Annotated in this window: 8 protein-coding genes; 6 read left to right on the top strand and 2 right to left on the bottom strand. The window is 58.3% G+C overall.

Going from position 1 to position 15728, the window contains the following annotated elements:
- Positions 1–344: 344 nt before the first annotated feature.
- The 3 genes from L1A08_RS00445 to L1A08_RS00435 all read left to right on the top strand — a co-directional run bounded on the left by L1A08_RS00445 (position 345) and on the right by L1A08_RS00435 (position 7751).
- Complete coding sequence (locus L1A08_RS00445) at positions 345–5462, top strand: outer membrane protein assembly factor BamB family protein (RefSeq protein WP_238752993.1); 5118 nt, start codon at positions 345–347, stop codon at positions 5460–5462.
- Positions 5463–5536: 74 nt separating this feature from the next.
- On the top strand, positions 5537–6472 hold the full coding sequence (locus L1A08_RS00440) for a cation diffusion facilitator family transporter (RefSeq protein WP_238752992.1): 936 nt from the start codon (positions 5537–5539) through the stop codon (positions 6470–6472).
- A 199-nt stretch (positions 6473–6671) separates the two neighbouring features.
- Positions 6672–7751 carry a hypothetical protein gene (locus L1A08_RS00435; protein WP_238752991.1) on the top strand — a complete coding sequence of 360 codons (1080 nt, stop codon included), beginning with the start codon at positions 6672–6674 and terminating at the stop codon, positions 7749–7751.
- Between the two features lie 186 nt (positions 7752–7937).
- On the opposite strand, the gene pruA is transcribed toward L1A08_RS00435, so the two are convergent.
- The gene (pruA, locus tag L1A08_RS00430; RefSeq protein ID WP_238752990.1) at positions 7938–10946 is read right to left on the bottom strand and encodes an L-glutamate gamma-semialdehyde dehydrogenase; all 3009 of its coding nucleotides are present in this window, start codon (positions 10944–10946) and stop codon (positions 7938–7940) included.
- 312 nt (positions 10947–11258) lie between these two features.
- On the opposite strand from pruA, the gene L1A08_RS00425 reads away from it, so the two are divergent.
- The 3 genes from L1A08_RS00425 to L1A08_RS00415 all read left to right on the top strand — a co-directional run bounded on the left by L1A08_RS00425 (position 11259) and on the right by L1A08_RS00415 (position 13682).
- Positions 11259–11789, top strand: a complete 531-nt coding sequence (locus L1A08_RS00425; protein ID WP_238752989.1) for a GNAT family N-acetyltransferase — start codon at positions 11259–11261, stop codon at positions 11787–11789.
- 94 nt (positions 11790–11883) lie between these two features.
- The gene (locus tag L1A08_RS00420) at positions 11884–12381 is read left to right on the top strand and encodes a CAP domain-containing protein (protein WP_238752988.1); all 498 of its coding nucleotides are present in this window, start codon (positions 11884–11886) and stop codon (positions 12379–12381) included.
- A 149-nt stretch (positions 12382–12530) separates the two neighbouring features.
- Positions 12531–13682 (top strand): FAD-dependent oxidoreductase, encoded by a 1152-nt coding sequence (locus L1A08_RS00415; RefSeq protein ID WP_238752987.1) that lies wholly within the window; start codon positions 12531–12533, stop codon positions 13680–13682.
- Between the two features lie 478 nt (positions 13683–14160).
- Here L1A08_RS00415 and L1A08_RS00410 read toward each other — a convergent pair whose 3' ends face one another.
- Entirely contained in the window at positions 14161–15705 is a 1545-nt protein-coding gene (locus L1A08_RS00410) for a S41 family peptidase (protein ID WP_238752986.1), read from the bottom strand.
- Positions 15706–15728: the final 23 nt, after the last annotated feature.

Raw genomic sequence — 15728 nt, 5'->3', positions numbered from 1 at the left:
CGACCTGAAGACAACAGGATGCCCTAACTCTTTATGAGCAGGGCATCTGCAAGCTGAACGATCGCCGACAGTGTGAATCACGCTGCCGGTTGCCGGTGAGGGTCTTGCCCTCAGGGCTCGATCTCCAGCATGCGACGAAGTTTTGCGGTGAAGGCCGCAAACTTATTAGGCATGGCTTTTGCTTCGCACCTCGAGAACTACAACGTGCCGTGTTTGTCGGACTGATCTGGCTGAGGAAAAAGCGAGTCCTGGCACACGCTTTTCTTCCGGGCAGGAATCCGACTTACCCAGGGGCAAGACGCTCCAGGAAAAGACTTCCTGGTCATTCTCATGAGGAGAAGACAATGCAGCGATTACGCAGCATGGCGAAGTTTCGCCGCAAGCAGACATCAGATCTGCCTCGCAGAAACTCTTCCCGCCCCAGGTCCGATTCTTCCGTGAAAGCGAACCGGCGGTTCCAGTTTCTCTCGAGCGTGCTGGCCGTTGTTTCCCTCTCAACCGCCGTCACTCGTGTTGCCGCGGAAGACTCTCCATTCTATGAAGCTGACACAGATTTCCGCCGTGAACGGGTCGTGAACCAGACATTGCTGCGCCGGCCGGATCTGGCCGTGATGCTCGATCGGTTCGAAGCCCTGGCGAATGAAGAACAGTGGGTCGAAGCCGCCGGCATCTACCAGCAGCTCATGGATCAGCCGAATGATTCCTTCGAATGGACGAGCGGGCAGCAGATCCGCACGATTCGTCAGCTGTCGGCCGACGTGTTTAACCGCTATCGCGGTCTCTGGTCCGTCTACGAACAGCTCTACGGCTCGAAGGCCCAGGCTCTGCTCGACGTGAACGACGCTGACAGTTGCCGCCATGTGGCCCGCTGCTATTTCGAGACGGATGCAGGCCGGACGGCGATGTTGAAGCTGATCAGCAACGCCTGGGACAAGGGCGAACTGGAGCAGTCGATCCGTGGGATGACGGAGCTGCTGGAATCGCGACGCCATACCCGTCATCTGCCGGAAGCATTTTATGCTCGGGCCCACGTGGCCGCAGCGACGCTCGATGCCCCCGCTCTTGAATCAGCGCTGTCGGAGTCCAGGGTTGCGAGACCCGAAGCCCTGCTCGCGATGAGCCGTGAGCTGTCGGACTACCATACGAGCATAATTAGCGATAATAGCGATTGGCACCATGGACGTCAGTTAACGTCTGGCACGGCGCTCAAACATTCCTCGCCCATGTCGAGTGTTCAGTGGCAGATCTTACGCCAGGCTTTCGGACTACAGCCTGAGACGGAGTCGAGGACGCTGCGAGCCAGCCTTGAAGACTGGTCGGCACAACGCAGCGAGCAACTTCAACCGGCGATTACCTCGCTCTTCGCAGTCTGTGCGGGTGATGTGCTCGTGTTCCGGGATCTCGATGTCATCAGCGCCTATCCCCTGCCCTCGCAATCCCGGGCTTCATCAGAGCAGCCATTATGGCAATACCAAAGTCAGAGCCCGCTCTCGGTCGTGTATGAGCAGCAGGTCGATCCGTACACGGGAATCACGACCAGTCACCCGGGCCTGGAACGGTTGCACATTTCCAATTCTGTCATCAGCCGGCTTTCGACCGACGGCGAACGGATCTTTGCCGTCGAAGACATTCAGCGACGTCCCGACCCTGCTTTCAATCGAACAGCCGCCTATCCTCCGCTCGATGAGTCCAGCCCAGCTCATCACAATGCGGAGGATGTGGCGGTCCTGACAAACCGGCTCGTCGCGCTTGAGCTGTCCCCGGAAACCGACACGACCTCAGCGGCAGTGCCGGAGTGGTCGATCGACTACCGTGGCCTGTTGACTCGGGTGGACGGCCCCTCTGATGCGCGGCCACATGATCTGGCCGGCCATTTCTTCTTCGGTTCGCCGACGATCTCCGGAACGATCGCCTTTGTTGTCAGTGAGTTCGACAGCCAGATCTGTGTGTCCGCTCTGGAGTCCGCAACCGGTCGGCTGATCTGGACTCAGTCGATCAGCTATGTAGACCGGCCCCTGGCCCATGATGTTGTGCGGGCGAATCAGGCGATTCCGCTCATCTGCACGAATGGTCTGATTCTCTGCGACAATGGCAACGGCCAGCTGATCGCCCTGCATGCCGACCTCGGCACCCTTGCCTGGACAGTTTGCTACGCAGACTCCGACAGCCGTCAGGCTTCGGGTCGCTGGACCTACTCTCAGTCAACACGATACTCGCATCCCGGAGCATTCAATTATCCGGTGGTCTGCGGAGATCAGGTGATTGTCCTGCCGGATCGCTCGCAGTCGATTCAGTGCTGCGATCTGCGTACAGGAGAAGCCCTCTGGTCCATTCCGCGAAAAGGTGCCGAGTATCTGGCGGGAGTCTCGACAACTCACGTCGACTCGCAAAATCGCGAAGAGGAATTCCTGCTCGTTGTTGGTAGCCACAATTGCCGCGCCGTGAATCCGGAGACTGGGGAGAATCTGTGGGAAACGCAGACCGGAATCGTGTGCGGGCACGGAATTCAGGTGGGCGACGTCTTCCTCCTGCCAGTCGCTGATGAGCGGTCGATTCTTCCGGCTACTCCACAGGAGAGTGCCGATTCGGCTGCTCGAGCGGGACGATCGGGTCAGATCATTGCCTTGAATATCTCGGACGGCCGGTCGGTCGGTTCCGATCTGCGGCTGCAGGATGGCCGTCTCGACGAGCAGCCTTCGACAAGCGATCGCTATCAGTTTCCTCTCGGCAACCTCATGTCTTATCGGGATCTGATCGTTTCAGTCGGCATCGACCGAGTCGTGGCCTTCCGCCAGGCTGGAGCCGTCATCAGAGAATTAAACGAGGTTGCCAAAGCCGATGCTCTCAGCGAAACGCAGTTGCAAACTCTCGCGGAAGCCGAGGTCATCATGGGTCGCACCGATGAAGCCGGAAGACATCTCCGCCAGGCGATGCAACTCGCGATGGCTGACCGCGACACGCGTCAGACGACAGTGAATCTGTATCGGGAATTGCTCTACCAGAAACTGGAAGAAGATCGTCGACTCAGCAGCCGCAACGAAAGCGTGGCACTGCTTGAGGAGATCGAAAGTCTGGTTGAGAATGAGGAACAGCGAGCTCGCTTCCTGGTCAAAGAGATTGAACACCTGATCGTCGCGCGGGACACAGCCGGACTGTGGCAGGCGACCGATCGATTTGCCAGCATCGGGCTGCACATCGCCATCCCCGCCAGCGGACATCCCGGTCATGTCACAACTTCGACCAGTTGGATTCCCGGAATCTACAGCCAGTTGCTCGGTGAACTGTCTCGCGAAGAGCGGAAGAAACTGATTGCCGAGATTCGCGATGATCGTCTGTCTCAACTCGGGCTCCTGAGTGTTCCTCAACTGGAGACGTTCCTGGAGCTGCTTTCAGATGACTTCGAGAACCAGAGCGTTTCCGTCGCGTCTGGCGAATGCTCGGAGGAGGAAGGCGGCTGGTCGGAATCGGACTCCAATGAGATTCACGAACTGCGGGATCATGTCGCACGAGAACTGGCTGAACGAGCCGCGAGAACGGGAGCGTATCAGCGAGCCGAGTTAATCCTGCTGAGCATGAAGAAGTCGTGCCTGCCGGCGACGCGGCACTATGCCATGCAGGGACTGATTTCGCTGTATTCGAAACTGGACTGCCACACCCTGGCCGCCGCGAATCTGGCGGAGCTTTCGTCCTCAATGGATACGATGAAACGGCACACCCAGCTCAACTGGCAGCCGGAACTGTTCAACGCCGACAGCGGAGACAGTCATTTCCTGAAACTGCTCGGACACACCACGCCGGATCCGGAACAACTCAGCGTGGTTTCTGCGGACCAGAACTTCATGGTGCACTTCGATCGTCAGCATCCGACGTGGCGGGCTTACCGCCAGGCCAACGGGCCACTGGCTCCCGTGCAAAGTGTTTCCATCACGAGCAGACCTTCCTATCCGTTGCTTCACGACGGGCCGTTCATGAAGTCGCGGCTCCTGCACGAGAACACGCGACAGGGATGGTTGATGGTCCACAGAACTTACGAACGAAACGAACTCGACTCCGGGTCTTCTGAAGTGCTGGCCGCGATGCAGAACAGCGACGACTCGAGCGGATCCTCTGTCGAGGAGCAGCACGTGATGTTCCTCGATCGCCACACCGGCCGTGTCCGTTGCGAGTTCGTGCTGCCGGGATCTCGGGTCAGTCTGGGCAATGGAACTTCGAAGCAGACGGGCCATCTTCTGCCCGTTATCGCAGAAGGTCGCCTTTATGGAATCTCGCTTCTGGAAGGGAAGCCGATCTGGGAACGCGGCGTGGCGAATCACTGCTCGATCCTGGCCAGCAGATCGCTGAGCTGCACCCATGACGAAGCCGGTGTCGCCCGATACACGCCGCATCACGGAGTCCGCTGCGGCGACCGTAAACACCGAGTGGAGCTCGGCCCCGTCGGTGAAGGGTTCTGCATTGTGCAGACATCCCGAGCCGTGACATGCATCGATCCCGGAAACGGCCGCCTGCTGTGGAAGCGAACGGATCTGAACCCGCAGGGTGGATTGTGGGCCGATCGCAACACAGGGTTAATCGGCGACGAAGATGTACTCGCCTATTTCCATCCGGACCAGAACACGTACACCCTGCTTTCAACCCGCACCGGGGAAGTCCTCCGCGAGATGCAACTGGAGCATCCGCCGTACCATGTTCAGCGCACCCGACAGGCCTTCGGACGATGCATGCTGTATCTGGCCGTCTCGGCCGAGTCGCCGCATCAGCGGTCGTTGCGGCTGTGGGATCCGAAGAAGGAAGAACTGCTGCTCGATCAGCCGTTCGGCGCCCACGACCTCTATCACACCTCTGAGAATGAGATCACTCTGCTGCTCGACAACCGGCACCTCAAGATCTTCCGCCCCGACGAAGCCGAGATGGTGATCGATCTTGTCCTCGACAACGATTTCGACCAGGCCAACTATCTGCGAGTCGTGCGATGCGGAACGCGGTATCTGGTGAATCTTTACCAGACCCAGCGCATCGACGAAGCCGATGGCTACACCAGTCGCTTCACCGATGCGCCCTGGGATTTGACACACATAAACGGGCAGGTCCTGGCAGTCGACACTCGCACCAATGAACTGGAGTGGACCCGCGTGCTGTCGCATCGCTCGGTCGTCGAAGATCAGGGAGAAGACCTTCCCTTCCTCCTGTTGTGCGCCACGCATCAGAAGCGGCCCGGTGATCAGAACCGCACGCTGCTGCTCGAGGTTCTCGACCCGGCAACGGGCAATACCCTGTTATCGAGGAACGACCTGGACATGAATCGGCTCCTGCTGCTTAATCATGACCGGGGTCAACAGACGGTTGTGCTTTCCGGCCTGAAAGAGGATCTCGTCATCAACTATGGGGCGGAGAAACTGAGCCGGGCCCGGCGATTCCTCTCCCGAGAGATCATTGCCGCAGAAATGGGACGCCACGATTACTGATTGCTCTCGATCGATTGTGATGACGTGATACACTGGCCGGGCAGTTCCCGAGGTTCCCAGGAGTCACACGAGTCATGCACGATCACGCCCACCACTTCCACTACAATCGGGCCTTCCGATGGGGCGTGTCGCTGAACGTCTTCTACGTCCTCGTGGAAGCCGGTTTCGGATTCCAGATCGGATCGCTCGCGCTCCTCTCCGACGCGGGCCATAACCTGGGCGATGTTCTGGGGCTGCTTCTGGCATGGAGCGGGCACGCTCTCTCCCAGATCCCCCCCAGCTCCAAACGGACATACGGGTATCAGTCGGCCACTATCCTGGCCGCGTTGTTCAATGCCCTCATTCTCCTGATGGCGACTGGCGGTATTGTCTGGGAAGCAATCGGCCGTTTTCAGGAACCGAGCGTGCCAGACAGCCAGACGGTGATCATTGTCGCCGGCATCGGGGTCGTCGTGAATTTCGTCACGACGCTGCTCTTTGTGCAGAAGCATGATCACGACCATGACCTGAATATCCGCGGAGCCTTTCTCCACATGGCGGCTGATACCGGAGTGTCGCTGGGCGTTGTGATTGGTGGAATCGTGATCTACTACACGGGGTGGACTCTGGTGGACCCCGTTCTGAGTCTTCTCATCGCCGCTCTGATTCTATGGGGAACGTGGGGGCTGCTGACCGAGTCGGTCAACATGGCCATGCAGGCGGTGCCGCAGTCGATCGATCTTCATGCCGTAGCCGCCGCCCTGCGGGACGATCCCGGCGTCACGGAAGTGCACGACCTGCACGTCTGGGCGATGAGCACGACGAACATCGCTTTGACAGCTCATGTGATTCGACCTGATTCCACAGGCGACGCTGAGTATCTGAGGGAGATGTCGCGCGTGCTCCGGGAGAAATTCAAGATTCGTCACACGACGATCCAGATTGATCGGCAAGCCGACGCCCCGGACTGTCAGGCGCATTCGGCCTGCAACATGTTCGGGGAAACACCGAGGAATCCCACGACCGACTAAGAGCTTCGCTCGGACACCTTTCCCCCGACATCCCCCGCCTGGCTGCGGTCCGATACGTCTGAACGGGAACCTCGGAGGGTATTCATCAGATCTTCACCAACCGATTTGCCGGGGCGTCGGCGGCCTTCTACCATGCGCACCGCGATAGTCGTTCGCGTTCGTGTCCGCTGCTTCTCCAATCAGATCAGGCTGGCAAGTCATGTCCACCGCCTCCTCCTCGTCCAGCTCCGGCGTTATGAAGCCATCCCCCTCGTCGGAGGTATCTTCACGGACTCTCGGGATCTTCCCGGTCGAAGAATTCCGCGTGGAGTCGAGTTTCGAGTTTCAGGGCTTCCTCCTGCTCTGCGGCCTGATGCTGGTCACCGCATTCGTCACAGGGATCGTCTTTGGTTTGATCCACGCCTTTCTGTGGGTGCTCGTTGTCTCACCGATTTTGATCGGCGTCCTGCACGGCGGCGTCATGCTGAAGTTCCTGCACATCTTCGGCGTGCGAGACATGGGAAGCCTCATTACAGCCAGCGTCCTCGCGGCACTGTTTACACTGACGATTACCTACGCCGTAGAGTTCTTTGTCTCGCAGAGCCGGCTCTCGACTTCGCTGGGGTCTCAAGCAGAAATCTATTGGACCGTCGCGCAGAACTACGAGGCGTTCTCCACTCGCGCAGACACAACCGGTCCCGCCAGAAACGCGTTCGATCATTTCCAGGGCAACCCGGAACTTTTGCAGCGGATGCAGGCCAGCACGTTCCCGCAATACGTTTCGTACACGTTCCGCCAGCCGATTTCGTTCGCTCTCGACGGAAGTTCGGCTCCGAACTCACTCGGCCTGACGGGCTCGATCATCTACCGGTTTACCGAGTTGCTCATCATTGCCTCGCTACCGATTCTGATGGGCATGACGATTCGCAACCGTCCATATTGCAACCGCTGCGGGACCTGGAAAACGTCCCAGATGTTCGGCCCGTTCAAGAGCCGCCGCGACGTGCATGAAACTCTCAAGAGTGGCCGTCTGGTCGCCCTGAACTATGTCGAGTACCCCGACCAGGAAGATGTGTTCGTCGAGTTCTACACCTGCAAGCGGTGCCATAATGAATCGCCGGTCGACATTGTCACGCACCCGGTTGATCCTAAAAGGGCCTTCGCCGGGACGAAAGAGCTCGCTCGGATGACTTATCCAACGGAGGCCTACACGCCGCTCCATCTCGCCTGTTGTGTGTCGCAGACCTCCAGCGAAAGCGGCATCCAACGGATCCGCCTGCAGAACGTCCGCGGCCATTGACCGCTGTACCGGCGGGCATCTCGCAACCGGATGGGTTCGTCACGTTCTGTTAACGTGGCTGCGGCATGCGGAAGATTCCTGTTGTCCGTGCCCTTCCCACTGAGGCGGACGGGCCACGCTTCTCGATGATGCCTCAACCTGATGCGTCTGGAACAGGCAGAGCCGTATCCCAGCATCGGACATCCGTTACGCCTCTTCCGGAGCGAATCCTCGACGAAGCGTATTCTCGGTGATATTCACCGGGATCAGGAATTCGTGGAGGTAATCGGGACCGCCAGCTTTAGTGCCGATGCCCGACATGCGGAAGCCGCCAAACGGCTGACGGAAGACCAGCGCTCCTGTGCAGGGCCGATTCAGATAGAGGTTGCCAACACGGAATTCGGCTCGGGCCCGCTTCAGATTCACCGGGCTGCGACTGTAGACTCCGCCACTGAGGGCGTAGTCGGTGTCATTGGCGATCTTGAGAGCATCGCTGAAGTCGCGGGCATTCATCACCGCCAGAACCGGTCCAAAGATCTCTTCCGTGGCGATTCGATCCTGGGGCCTGACTCGGGTGAAGACATGCGGGGAAACGTAGCACCCCTGCTTCTTGAGTTTGGCGGGGACTTCGACGCTGGCCAGAAGCTCCGCTTCTTCGAGCCCGATTTCGATGTACTGCTCAATGCTTTCCTGAGCGTCCTTGTCGATCACAGCTGGAATCCGCGTGCCCGGTTCGTCGGAGCGTCCGATGGTTAAGCTCTGGATGGCTTCCTTCAGGCGATTGCAGAACTCTTCGTAGACAGACTGCAGGACAATGACCCGTGAACAGGCGGAGCACTTCTGCCCGGCATAACCGAAGGCGCTGGCGAGAACGCCCGTGATCGCTTCATCGAGATCGGCATCATCATCGACGATGATGGCGTTCTTACCGCCCATCTCGGCGATAACTCGTTTGACGCTGCTGTGAGCGGAGGTGGTTTCGGCGGCCTTCTGATTGATCTCGAGTCCTACCGACCGCGAACCCGTGAAGGCCACGACGTCGATATCCGGACTGGTCACCAGTGTTGGTCCGATCTCCTGGCCGTTGCCGGGCAGGTAGTTCACGACACCATCGGGGATGCCGGTCGCGCGAATGATTTCCATCAGTTTGGCGGCGATCACCGGAGACTGTTCAGCCGGCTTCATGACAACCGTGTTTCCCGTCACCAGTGCGGCAGCCGTCATCCCGGTCAGAATCGCCAGCGGGAAGTTCCACGGTGCAATCACGACGGCGACGCCGCGGGGACGGTACGAGTACTCGTTCTCTTCGCCGGGCAGATCGACATGCAGGGAGCGTTCCATTTCACGCATCTGAATCGAATAGTACCGGCAGAAGTCGATCGCCTCGGCGACATCGGCATCAGCATCTTCCCAGGGCTTACCGGATTCGTACACAATCCACGAGGCCATCTCGAGGCGGCGTTCCTGCAGCCCGTTGGCTATCAGATCGAGATACTCGGCTCGATGATCCGCGTCGATCGCCGACCACGATGCCATCGCCCACTTGGCAGTCTCAATCGCTTCTTCAGCCAGCTCGTTCGTTGCCGACGAGACGCGGCCGACAATCAGTTCCTGATCGAAGGGACAACGCGAGTTGAGCATCTGCCGCGTCTCATAGGCTTTGCCGCCGATGACAATCGGATATTCCTGACCGAGTTCTTCGCGCACCGATGCGAGTGCCGCTTCCATCGCTTCCTGATTCTCCTTCTGAGAGAAATCGATGGTCGGTTCGTTCTGGAACGGAAGCGGAGCCGCCCTGGGGGTTGTCTCGGTTTTCTCAGCAGCTTTTTTGGCGGGGCTCATCATGAGTTCCTCGAAAGATCGTTGTTCCTGATAACTCTGGCGAAGGAAGGAATCGTTGGATGTGTTTTCCAGTAATCGGCGAACCAGGTAGGCCATCCCCGGAATCAGCTCGCCGAACGGGGCGTAAATTCGAACCCGGTAGCCCATTTCTGAAAGGACCTGAGCTTCATCCTGCCCCATGCCGTAGAGCATCTGAATCTCAAAGGCATCGCGGGGCACTTCCTTGAGTTTGGCCACGGCAATCGCGTGAGCGATACTTCGCAGGTTGTGACTTCCGATCGCCGGGGCCAGCCAGTCGTAGTTGTCGAAGAGAAACTCGGTCAGTTCCTCGAAGTTGGCATCGGTTTCCCATTTCTGCTCGAACACTGGGACCGGCCAGTTTTTCAATCCCGCCACAATGGTTTCGTAATCCCAGTAGGCGCCCTTCACAAGTCGAACCGTGATCGGCACGCCGCGCTGCTTCACCCACTCGAGTAGACCTTCAAGATCTTCGCGGGATTCCTTCAGATAGGCCTGACAGACGATCCCCACGTTCGGGTAATCAGCAAACTCTTCTTCCAGCAGAATCGTCTTGAAGATCTCATAGGTGAGATCCTTGTAAGCAAACTGCTCCATGTCGATGTTCACGAATACGTCGTGCTGCATCGCCAGCGTCAGGATCGGCCGAAGCCGGGCGGCGACTCGCTTTAATGTGCCAGCCGGATCGATCGGGTTGAAGTCGGCCGTGAGAGCGGACAGCTTCAGCGAAATGTTCATGCGGGGAATCGGCCCGAGATGATCGGAATCGATCTGCTGGGCTTCGGGCAGCGAATCGAGCTTTGGGGCCAGTCGACGAATCAGGTCCAGATAGGCTTCCTGATACGCATCGGCTTCGGGCTCGCTGAGGACCGCCTCGCCCAGATGATCCAACGTGGTTGCGAAGCCGGAATCCCGAATCTTCATCACCGATCGGATGATCTCGTCGGCATTGGCTCCGGCGATAAACCGGTTCGCCATCCGCCGGGCATTGGTCCGGGCATTCACCGCCAGAGCCCGGCCAAGAACGCGGTTACCGTCGGTAACATGCAGAGCCATTCGAGCCGCCAGCGGGAGGTTCTGCTGGACGTCTTCGAAATATTCGTGGAGGTGCCGATTCAGCGATTCGTGATCCCGAAGCATCGGGAGGACATCCACGAAGCGAAACATCTGAACCTTGACCGACTCGTCGGCCATCGCCCAGCCGAGAATGCGATCCTCCAGCCAGCGACGATCGACCAGCGAGGGTCGTTGATGATTCAGGCGTGACCAGATCCTCCGGCCTGTCGCCAGTGTTTCGTCTTCCGCCTGGGGTACTGTCTGTGCTGCCTTCCGCTCTGCCACACTATCACCAGTCATGTCGGCTCCACCGACCACAGTTGTCATCGAAATCTGCAGGACGATCCTGTCCGCGAACGTTCACCCCGGCCAGAAGATGGAGAAATCCCTGAGGTTCCGAACCGGGTGAGCCATTCTAGATCCCCTCCGAGACCAGCAAAAGGGAGTGCCCCCGAAAAGGGCGGAAACCTTACGATTCCCGGCGATTCATCGACGTTCATCGATATCTGTGCAGATTGAATTTCTGTCCCGTCTGGGATTGTAACCTGACCGGAGATGTCGATACTCTGTGGTAGACCTTCATCCCCAACCTCCCCTCCCCATCGGTGCTTGATGACCTGCATTATTCGCAAGGAAAAGGAACAGGATCGCGCTGCGGTCAAAGACATCAACACAATCAGTTTCGGCTCGCCTGCAGAAGCCGATCTGGTGAGGGCGCTGCAGTCGCAGGGATACGAAGTGGTCTCTCTGGTCGCGGAAGTGGACCAGCAGATCGTCGGGCACATCCTTTTCAGTCGCGTGCTTGTCGTTTCTGAGAACAAAACGTGGACCGCACTCTCGCTGGCTCCGATGTGCGTGCTGCCGGAGTATCGTCGACAGGGAATTGGCACACGGCTGATTGCCGCGGGGCTGGAAGCCTGCCGAGCTCAGGGGCATTCCGCCATCGTTGTCCTGGGCGATCCCGCTTACTACTCCCGCTTCGGATTCTCTTCGGAACTGGCTCTCGGACTCGAATCGCCTTACTCGAACTACGGCGGCTGGATGGCACTGGAGTTGACTCCCGGCGTTCTCGCCGGACGCCCCGGTCATGTCGAGTATCCGCCCCCTTTTCAGGCATTGGTCGGGACTGAAACCGCGCACTGACAGCCGCTCAAGAAACGTCTTGCGGCAGCGGCATTTCGGTTTACGATGCATCTACAGTCATTGATTTATCCATCACTGTGGAAGCCTTGTTGCCATGAAGAACTCAATCCCCCTGCTCCTGCTTCTCCTCTGCATTTCTCCCTCCGTTCGCGCAGACGAACCACATAAGGGGCAGGCGCTGTCCGAACTGGAATCGCTTCTTGTTGAGAAGGTAAACGCCTACCGCCAGGAAAATGATCTTGGGACGCTCAAAGTCAACGAGAAGTTGAACGTGGCTGCCCTGGCTCATGCCGACACGATGATTGAGACAGACAACTTCAGCCATCAGGCCGGCGACAGCAATCCTTCTGATCGCGTTGAGAATGCAGGCTACACCTGGATGTTCGTAGCCGAGAACCTCGCCTTCCGCTCCGGGTACGATGGCTATTCCACCGAAGAACTGGCACGAATCACCCTTGAAGGCTGGCAGAACTCGCCGGGTCACAACAAGAACCTGCTCGCCGAACAGCCCACCGAAACCGGCATCGCGATCAAGGAAGACACCAAATCGGGCCGGACTTACACCGTGATGCTGTACGCAACTCCCCGCTAGACTGCGTTCCCTCGGCTGACAACGATCGCTGGACAGCACGCAAGCTGCAGTCTTCTGGAACCAACCCGCCGATTCTGCCATGATGCGGGTCGAAATCATCGGCTGGTCACGGCCGACTCTCCAGAATCGACCACAGCGAAGCGGGCTTCATGAATATTGGAATCTCCGGATGCGGCATCGCCGGCACAGCTGCCGCCGCCTTTCTGGCTGAAGCAGGACACAACGTCACCCTGTTCGAACAGGCTCCCGAATGCCGAGCGATTGGAGCGGGAATTCTGCTGCAGCCGAGCGGACAGGAAGTTCTCGATCGACTCGGTCTTCGACAAACCATCGAAGCAGAGTCGGCGAAGCTCGACGGACTCGACGCCCGGCTGACCAACGGACGTCAACTCGTGCGACTTCGTTATTCAGAGAAGAAAGACGAGTACGGCCTCGGCGTGCATCGGGGCCTGCTCTTTTCACAACTGCTCACACTCTGCCAGTCCCGGAACGTGGAGATTCGCACCGGACAGACGGTTGTCGGTCATCGTGAAACCGAACAGGGAGGCCGATTCCAGCTAAGCGACAGTGCCGAATCGGAAGAATTCGATTTCCTCATCGCAGCCGACGGGTCCCGCTCGCAATTGCGGGCAACATCAGGCCTGTCGTTCACGTGCCGAGAGTACGACTACGCCGCACTCTGGGCGACCGGACCGCACAGCGTCATTCACGATCGGCTGTTTCAGATGGTCGACGGCACAGAACGCCTGCTCGGACTTCTGCCCCTCGGGCAGAATCGAGCCAGCTTCTTCTGGGGCGTGCGAACTGATTCGGTCGATGCTCTTCGGGCCAGTTCGTTCGCCGACTGGCAGCGAGAAGTCTTGGCGATGTGTCCGGACGCAGCCGATCTGTTGCAGACGCTGACCTCGTTCGATGACCTCATCTTCGCCACCTACCGACACGTCGAGATGAAACGCTGGCACACCGGGCGAATCATCTTTATGGGCGACGCTGCTCATGCCACCAGCCCGCATCTCGGACAGGGAGCAAATCTGGCCCTGGAAGATGCCGCCTGCTTTGCGGATGCCCTTCGGTCAGCGAACGATTTTCAGGCAGCCTGTCAGCAGTTCGAACAGCAGCGGAGAGCCAAACTCAACTACTACCAGTGGGTGACGAAACTGCTGACTCCCTACTTCCAGTCGGGTTCTCAGTTGCGAGCTCTGGCGCGGAACGCTGCTCTTCCCCTGTTGCCCAGACTGCCGCTGATCGGGGCGATGATGACGAGCACGCTCGGCGGCCGCCGCAATGGCTGGTTCGGATAAGTAATCTGTCGAGTCGGCGCTGGCGATTGTCACTTGAGCGACACGGCACGGATGGCACAGAGATCCCTCAGTCGATGCCAGTTTCAGGAAGGCTCTGCAGACGAAGACCTTACGGGTGGCCCTGATAGCTGTGCTATCAGGGCGGCGAAGCCGTAGGAAGATGCAACTGCAGCATGCCTCAACGTGCTCCCTTCCGCCTGTTTTTCTGGTGACAATCCTGTCTCTCCATTCGATGTCCAATTGCACTTCGCCAACGGCTGCGCCGCCCCGAAAGAATCTTTCGGGGCCACCCCTTTCGGTAACTCAGGAATGTTCCGACAACGTTGGCAACTACTGATTCCTCTCCGTGTTGCAACGCAACAAGAGGCTTGTCTTGGGCGATGATTTCATCCCGACGGATAGCTCCGTAAAACAAAAAAACCGGCGACCCGTTTCCGAGTCGCCGGTCGGCGATTACCACGTTGTCATTCAGGTTAGCTTAGCTGTTCGGCAATCGCTTGTTGTTGATCTGGTTAACGATGCTCTGTGGCTTTCCTGAGTTGATCAGTTCCAGAGCCTTTTCAATATCGGCATCCTGGCTGGTGATCACTTCAGTTTTTTCCACGATCACATCCGGGGTCACACCAGCCCCCGACATTTCGCGTCCGTTCGGGGAGAAGAACTTGGCGGTGGTCAGTTTCAGGTTTCCCGAAACAGTTCGCAGCGGCAGGTGAGTCTGAACAGTTCCCTTACCGTAGCTCTGACGTCCCACGATCACACCCCGTCCGTTGTCCTGAATGGCAGCTGCGAAGATTTCGCTGGCCGAAGCCGAGTTTTCATCAACCAGCACCACCAGGGGCACTTTCCAGGTCTGAGCGAACTTGGCACCCTGCTGAGTGTTGTCCGAGTAGTTGCGTCCCTTGGTCTGAACGATCGTTCCCTGGGGCAGGAACTTGTCGCACATTTCGACACAGATGTTGAGCAGACCACCCGGATTTCCACGCAGATCCAGAACCAGATTCTTCATTCCTGCATTGTGCAGCTTCCACAGAGCGGCATCGAGCTGCTTGGCCGTTTCGTCAGCGAACTGATCGATGCGGATGTATCCGGTGCCAGCTTCGTCGAGCATACGAGCTTCCGAAACCGACTCCAGAACCAGCTTACCGCGAACCACATGAATCATTTCCGTCCGTTCACCCCGCAGAACATTGAGGAGGACCGGGGTTCCGGCAGGACCGGCGATGAGCCCGGCGATATCCTGCAGAGACTTCGATTCGGTCGCTTCTCCGTTGATGCTGCGGATGATATCTCCACGCTGCACGCCAGCCTTTTCAGCGGGGCTGCCCTGGACAGGACGGACCACCACTGCACCCTGATCGTGCTGCTTCATTTCGACGCCGATTCCGACGAGTTCTTCGCGTGACTTCAGGTCAGCCCGAGGAGCAGACACCTGCACGTTCGGGTTGAAAGCGGAGTACTTGTCGAGCGAGTCGATATTACCGTTGATGAATTCCATACCGACGGCGGTCGGGTTGATGCCGATTCCGCCAGCCAGCTGGTACATGCTCCAGCTCATGGCTTGAGCAGCTTCGTTGGCTGTCCGAACGTTGGTTTCGTCAGCCATCCGACGAAGTTCCGCCCGAGCCCGAACCAGTGTTTCTTCGCTGGCCTTCACATTGTTGGCCTTCAGGAAGGTCGGGTTTTCCAGAGCAGCGGCGATATGATTCAGAGCGTGGCGAGTCCGAACTTCGTAGGTGTTCGGGTCGACGTGACGCTCATCAATCAGGTTGCTCACTTCCATGAACAGGTTACGCAGCTGACTGTCGCTGGTGGTCCGCAGAAAAGTCTGCAGCTTGCTGTCGTTGACCCGGTAGCTGATCCGCTGCTGAGTCGCTTCTGGAGAGAGGTCGGCCACGTAGTTCTTACCGAGCTCGCCGGCCAGACCTGTCGAAGTCATTCCACCCACAGCCAGGACAGCTGACAGAGCCATCAGGCGAAGTTTCGGTTCCCACTTCTTCCAGTTAGTCTTGAACTTGTTCAACATCTCTCGTCTCCTTTCGAATGTTT

The organism is Rubinisphaera margarita (genome assembly GCF_022267515.1).
Classification (GTDB): domain Bacteria; phylum Planctomycetota; class Planctomycetia; order Planctomycetales; family Planctomycetaceae; genus Rubinisphaera; species Rubinisphaera margarita.
The sequence above is the reverse complement of the archived record's forward strand: the minus strand, read 5'-3'. Positions and strand labels throughout refer to the sequence as shown.

What these genes read in the sequence shown, in the direction of transcription:
- L1A08_RS00435 (WP_238752991.1), top strand. Translation starts at nt 6,672, where the DNA reads ATGTCCACCGCCTCCTCCTCGTCCAGCTCCGGCGTTATGAAGCCATCC.
- L1A08_RS00415 (WP_238752987.1), top strand. Translation starts at nt 12,531, where the DNA reads ATGAATATTGGAATCTCCGGATGCGGCATCGCCGGCACAGCTGCCGCC.
- L1A08_RS00410 (WP_238752986.1), bottom strand. Translation starts at nt 15,705, where the DNA reads ATGTTGAACAAGTTCAAGACTAACTGGAAGAAGTGGGAACCGAAACTT.
- L1A08_RS00420 (WP_238752988.1), top strand. Translation starts at nt 11,884, where the DNA reads ATGAAGAACTCAATCCCCCTGCTCCTGCTTCTCCTCTGCATTTCTCCC.
- L1A08_RS00445 (WP_238752993.1), top strand. Translation starts at nt 345, where the DNA reads ATGCAGCGATTACGCAGCATGGCGAAGTTTCGCCGCAAGCAGACATCA.
- L1A08_RS00425 (WP_238752989.1), top strand. Translation starts at nt 11,259, where the DNA reads ATGACCTGCATTATTCGCAAGGAAAAGGAACAGGATCGCGCTGCGGTC.
- L1A08_RS00440 (WP_238752992.1), top strand. Translation starts at nt 5,537, where the DNA reads ATGCACGATCACGCCCACCACTTCCACTACAATCGGGCCTTCCGATGG.
- pruA (WP_238752990.1), bottom strand. Translation starts at nt 10,946, where the DNA reads ATGACTGGTGATAGTGTGGCAGAGCGGAAGGCAGCACAGACAGTACCC.